Source organism: Methylobacterium sp. WL103 (assembly GCF_008039885.1).
Classification (GTDB): Bacteria; Pseudomonadota; Alphaproteobacteria; order Rhizobiales; family Beijerinckiaceae; genus Methylobacterium; species Methylobacterium cerastii.
Genome location: NZ_VRUX01000256.1, coordinates 1 through 5,754 on the forward strand (window position 1 = coordinate 1; position 5,754 = coordinate 5,754).

Consider the following 5,754-nt stretch of genomic DNA (forward strand, 5'->3'; position numbering starts at 1 on the left):
GCCGAGCCCCGCCGCGATCCTCAACGCGGCCGCCGCCTTCCGCAACCGGGTCGCACTCCGAAACCTCGCCGACGGCGGCGACGACCGGCTGCTGCGCGGCGCCCTCGCGCTGCTGGAGGAGAACGGCCACACCGTCTGCGGCGTCCACGAGGTCGCCCCCGACCTGCTGAGCCCCGCCGGCACCATCGGCGGCCACCGGCCGGACGCGGCGGGCGAGGCCTCCATCGCGACCGGCCGGGCGGTGCTGGCCGCGCTCTCGTCTTTCGATGTCGGCCAAGCGGTGGTGGTGGCGGCCGACCGGGTGCTCGCGGTCGAGGGGCCGGAGGGCACCGACCGCATGCTCGCCCGCGCCCGCGCGCTCGCACGGAAGCCTTGGGATCTGTTGCCCTGGGGCCGCATGCGGGCGCTGCCTGCGACCGTCCTGGTGAAGTGCGCCAAGGACGGCCAGGACTTGCGCATCGACTTGCCGGCGATCGGCCCGCGGACCGTCCGCAACGCGGCCGCCGCCGGCTGCGTCGGCCTCGCGGTGGAGGCCGGCCGCACCCTGTTGATCGACCGCCCGGAAACGATCGCCGAGGCCGACCGGCTCGGCCTCTTCCTGATCGGCATCGGAGTCGGCCCATGAAGATCTGGCTCGTGGCGGGCGAGGATTCCGGCGACCAGCTCGGCGCCAAGCTGATGGCGTCGCTGCGCGAGGCCGCGCCCGGCCCGGTAACCTTCGGCGGCGTCGGCGGGGAGGCGATGACGGCGCGGGGGCTGACCTCGCTCTTCCCCCTCGATGACGTGGCGGTAATGGGCTACCTGCCGGTGCTGGCGCGCCTACGCACGCTGCTGCGCCGCATCCGCCAGACCGTGGACGACGTGGTCGCCAACCGCCCGGACGTGCTCGTCATCATCGACAGCCCCGGCTTCACCCACGCGGTCGCCTCGCGCGTGCGCAAGCGCGCCCCGGAGATCCCGATCGTCGACTACGTCTCGCCGAGCGTGTGGGCGTGGCGGCCGTGGCGGGCGGCCTCGATGCGGGGGTTCGTCGATCACGTGCTGGCGCTGCTGCCGTTCGAGCCGGCGGCGCACCTACGGCTGAACGGGCCGCCCTGCACCTATGTCGGCCACCCCCTGATCGAGCGGTTCTCGGAGCTGCGGCCGGACGCGTCGGACGCCGCCCTGCGGGAGGCCGTGCCGTGGCGCGTGGTGGTGCTGCCGGGCTCTCGCCGCTCCGAGATCGAGCGGCTGATGCCGGTCTTCGGCCGGACGCTGGCGCGGCTGGCGCGGGACGTCGGCCCGATCGAAGCGGTGCTGCCTGCGGTCACCCGGCACCGCGCCCTGATCGAGCGCATGGCAAACGCCTGGAACGCGCCCGTGCGCATCGTCGCGGGCGAGACCGCGAAGTATGCCGCCTTCCGCCAAGCGCGGGCCGCGCTCGCCGCCTCCGGCACGGTGACGCTGGAACTCGCGCTGGCGGGGGTGCCGATGGTGGTGGCCTACAAGGTCTCGCGGGTCGAGGAGGCGGTGGCCCGGCGCCTGATCCAGGTGCCGACCATCGTGCTGCCGAACCTGATCCTGTCCGAGAACGCCATGCCGGAATTCGTTCAGGCCGAGTGCACCGAGGACCGCCTCGCCGCGGCGCTCGCCCCCCTCGTCACCGGCGGCACCGCGCGCGACCGCCAGGTGGCGGCCCTGAAGCGCATCGACGGCCTGATGCGGCTCCCCGACGACGAGGCGCCGAGCCGCAGCGCGGCGCGGGTGGTTCTGGCTGCGATCAAGGGCTGAGCGTCTCATCCCTCCCCCGCAGAGGGGGGAGGGTAGACCAGCCGTCAGCCGCGCTCGTTGATGCCGACGTAGTCGCGCTTGGTCGGGCCGACGTAGAGCTGGCGCGGGCGGCCGATCTTCTGCGAGGGATCCTCGATCATCTCGGCCCATTGCGCGATCCAGCCGACGGTGCGCGCCACCGCGAACAGCACCGTGAACATGTCGGTCGGGAAGCCCATCGCCTTCAGGGTGATGCCCGAGTAGAAGTCGATGTTCGGGTAGAGCTTCTTCTCGATGAAGTACTCGTCCTTGAGGGCGATCTCCTCGAGCTTCATCGCGACCTCGAGCAGCGGATCGTCGTTCTTGCCGAGTTCCTTCAGCACCTCGTGGGTGGTCTTCTGCATGATCCGCGCGCGCGGGTCGTAGTTCTTGTACACCCGGTGGCCGAAGCCCATCAGGCGGAACGGGTCGTTCTTGTCCTTGGCCTTGGCGACGTACTGATCGACGCGGTCCGGCGTGCCGATCTCCATCAGCATCTTCAAGGCCGCCTCGTTGGCGCCGCCATGCGCCGGCCCCCACAGGCAGGCGACGCCGGCCGCGATGCAGGCGAACGGGTTCGCGCCCGACGAGCCCGCGAGCCGCACCGTCGAGGTCGAGGCGTTCTGCTCGTGGTCGGCGTGCAGGATGAAGATCTTGTCCAGGGCCTTCGAAAAGATCGGGTTGACCTGGTAGTCCTCGCACGGGACGGCGTAGCACATCCGCAGGAAATTCGAGGTGTAGTCGAGATCGTTCTTCGGATACACGAACGGCTGGCCGATCGAGTATTTGTAGGCCATCGCCGCTAGCGTCGGCATCTTGGCGATCATGCGCATCGACGCGATCATGCGCTGGCTCTCGTCCGTGATGTCGGTCGAGTCGTGGTAGAAGGCCGAGAGCGCGCCGACGGAGGCGACCATCACCGCCATCGGGTGCGCGTCGCGGCGGAAGCCGGTGAAGAACCGGTTCATCTGGTCGTGCACCATGGTGTGGCGCGTGACGCGGTAGTCGAAGTCGGCCTTCTGACCCGGCGTCGGCAGCTCGCCGAACAGCATCAGGTAGCAGGTCTCGAGGAAGTCGCCCTGCTCGGCGAGCTGCTCGATCGGGTAGCCGCGATAGAGCAGCACGCCCTCGTCGCCGTCGATGTAGGTGATCTTCGATTCGCACGAGGCGGTCGAGGTGAAGCCGGGGTCGAAGGTGAAGGCGCCGGTCTGCGCGTAGAGCTTGCCGATGTCGACGACGTCGGGGCCGATCGTACCGCTCTTGACCGGCAGAGAGACCTCTTTGCCGTCCACGGTGATGGTGCTGGCTGCGCTCATGGAACGTGGACCCTTTCCTGGCAACGAATCGGTGCCGGCCCAAGGCTCGGCTCCGCGCCGCCCTGGACCCGAAGTCACCTGCATTTTGCTGCAGGTGCTCACAGGCCCACCGGTTAGCGGATCGGCCGGGCGCCAGCAACGGCGCGGATGACAACCACGCCCCGACGCCAAGCGAAAACCGGGCCGCGCGTGCGCTGCGGCGAAAGCCTCAGCTTTTCGTGATCCGGTCGGCGAGGCGGGCGAGGCTTTCCTCGCGGCCGAGGACCGCCATCACGTCGAACAGCGGCGGCGAGGTGGTGCGGCCGGTGAGCGCCGCCCGCAGCGGCTGCGCCACCTGCCCGAGCTTCAGCCCCTCGGTCTCGGCGAAGAGCCGCACCGCGGCTTCCGTCGCGGCGGCGCTCCACTCGGGCAGGGCCTCGAGCACCGGCAGGATCGCGGCGAGGCGTGCGCGGGCCTCGTCGGTGAGGAGGGCGGCAGCCTTCTCGTCCGGTACCAGCGGACGCGCGGCGGTGAGGTAGTAGGCGCTGTCGAGCAGCTCGATCAGGGTCTTGGCCCGCTCCTTCAGCCCCGGCATCGCCGCGACGAGCTTTTCGCGCAGGTCAGGCGCGAGGGGGGCGACGAGGCCGCGCTCCGGGCCGACGTTCGGCAGGATGCGCTCGATCGCGTCGACCAGGTCCCCATCCGCTGCGCCGCGGATGTAGAGGCCGTTGAGGTTCTCGAGCTTGGCGAAGTCGAACCGCGCCGGCGAGCGGCCGATCGCCTTGAGGTCGAAGGCCGCCACCATCTCCTCAGTGGAGAACACCTCCTTGTCGCCGTGGCTCCAGCCGAGGCGGACGAGGTAGTTGCGCAGCGCCGCCGACAGGTAGCCAAGGTCGCGGTAGGCGTCGACGCCGAGCGCGCCGTGGCGCTTGGACAGCTTGGCCCCGTCGGCCCCGTGGATCAGCGGGATGTGCGCCATCCGCGGCACCTCCCAGCCCAGCGCTGCAAAGATCTGGCTCTGGCGGGCCGCGTTGGTGAGGTGGTCGTCGCCGCGGATCACCTGGGTCACGCCCATGTCGTGGTCGTCGACGACGACGGCGAGCATATAGGTCGGGTTGCCGTCCGAGCGCAGCAGCACGAGGTCGTCGAGGTCGCGGTTGGCCCAGGTGACGCGGCCCTGCACCGCGTCGTCCACCACCGTCTCGCCCTCGCTCGGGGCGCGCAGCCGGATCACCGGCTTTACCCCCGCCGGCGCGTCGGACGGGTCGCGGTCGCGCCAGCGCCCGTCGTAGCGCAGCGGCTTGCCGGCGGCCCGCGCCTGCTCACGCATCTGCGTCAGCTCGTCCTGCGTCGCGTAGCAGCGATAGGCGTTGCCTGAGGCCAGCAGACTCTCGGCGACCTCGCGGTGGCGCTCGGCGCGGGCGTACTGGAACACCACGTCGCCGTCCCAGTCGAGCCCCAGCCAGCGCATCCCGTCGAGGATGGCGTCGATCGCCCCTTGCGTCGATCGCTCGCGGTCGGTGTCCTCGATTCGCAGCAGCATCCGGCCGCCCATCCGGCGGGCGTAGAGCCAATTGAACAGCGCCGTGCGGGCACCGCCAATATGGAGGTAGCCCGTGGGCGAGGGCGCGAAGCGCGTGACGACGGCTGACGACATCGGACGATGGATCTTTTGGTGAAGGGGCGAGGAGCACCCTGGTCGCGGCGCGGATCGACCGATCCGGTTGCGCGCGTCTAGATCGCTCCGCGGCGAAGGGAAAGGCGGTTCGGCGTCCGCGAAGACGCACGCAAAGCTGAGGACCCGCACCGGAACCCAGTTCCGACCGCTCTAGCACGCCCGTGCGGATGCGTTAACAATCCGCTCCGGCGCAGCGGCCTCGCGCCGGCCGGTGTGCCGATCATGGCGCGGGACATCGTACGATCGACGGGACGGGCCGTCGCTGGACCGGCTCTCGGGCGCTTCATCGCGCCCGCCGTGCTCGGGCCGGCTTTGCGCGGCTGGGTCGTCGGCGGCCTTGTGATCGAGGCCGAGCAGCGCCGGCTGTTCCCCTGGCTCGCGGTCGCCTTCGGCGCCGGCATCCTTGTGTTCTTCACCGCCACCGACGGGATGCCCGCGCTCTGGGCCCCCCTCGCTGCGGCGGCGGCCTGCGCCGCGACCCTGCCGTTCCTCGGTGGTCGGCCGGTGGCTTTGGCGATTGCGCTCGGGCTTGCCGCAGCGCTCCTCGGGTTCTCGGCGAGCGCCCTGCGGGTGTCGCGGGTGGCCGCGCCCGTGCTGACCCGCACGATGATCGCCCCGCTCGAAGGGCTGATCGAGTCGCTGGAGGAGCGGGAGGAGGGCGCCCGCCTCGTGGTCCGGGTCGCGAGCCTCGGCACGATGTCGGCGGCCGAGCGCCCGGTCCGCGTGCGCGTCTCGTTCAAGAAGGCGCCGCCCTTGCGGCCGGGCGACTTCATCGCCGCCACCGCTCGCCTGCTACCGCCCCCGGAGGCGGCGCGGCCGGGCGGCTACGACTTCGCCCGCGACGCCTACTTCCGCGGCATCGGCGCGGTCGGCTCCTTGTTGAGAAAGATCGCGGTGAAGCCGCCGCCGGAGCCGGTGCCGTGGTCGCTCCGCCTTGCGGCTGCGGTGGACGACGCCCGAAACGCGCTCACCCGCCGGATCACCGACGCCAAC

At 71.2% G+C, this 5,754-nt stretch carries 5 protein-coding genes; 3 read left to right on the plus strand and 2 right to left on the minus strand.

The window, feature by feature from the left end; translation table 11 throughout:
• Together FV222_RS15470 and lpxB are read left to right on the plus strand one after the other, a co-directional pair.
• Positions 1–625, plus strand: a 625-nt coding sequence (locus FV222_RS15470; protein ID WP_147814985.1) for an LpxI family protein, incomplete at its 5' end; no start/stop codon positions are given.
• Entirely contained in the window at positions 622–1,770 is a 1,149-nt protein-coding gene (gene lpxB / locus FV222_RS15475) for a lipid-A-disaccharide synthase (RefSeq protein WP_147762665.1), read from the plus strand. The genes FV222_RS15470 and lpxB, both read left to right, overlap by 4 nt.
• 44 nt (positions 1,771–1,814) lie before the next feature.
• Here the strand turns inward: lpxB and gltA are convergent, their stop codons facing one another.
• Both gltA and gltX read right to left on the minus strand, forming a co-directional pair.
• A complete protein-coding gene (gene gltA, locus FV222_RS15480; RefSeq protein ID WP_147750515.1) occupies positions 1,815–3,104 on the minus strand; it encodes a citrate synthase in 1,290 nt (429 codons plus the stop codon).
• Positions 3,105–3,312: 208 nt separating this feature from the next.
• A complete protein-coding gene (gene gltX / locus FV222_RS15485; protein ID WP_147762666.1) occupies positions 3,313–4,740 on the minus strand; it encodes a glutamate--tRNA ligase in 1,428 nt (475 codons plus the stop codon).
• 243 nt (positions 4,741–4,983) lie between these two features.
• Between gltX and FV222_RS15490 the strand changes: the two genes are divergently transcribed.
• A partial coding sequence (locus tag FV222_RS15490) for a DUF4131 domain-containing protein (protein ID WP_147814987.1) occupies positions 4,984–5,754 on the plus strand: 771 nt, incomplete at its 3' end.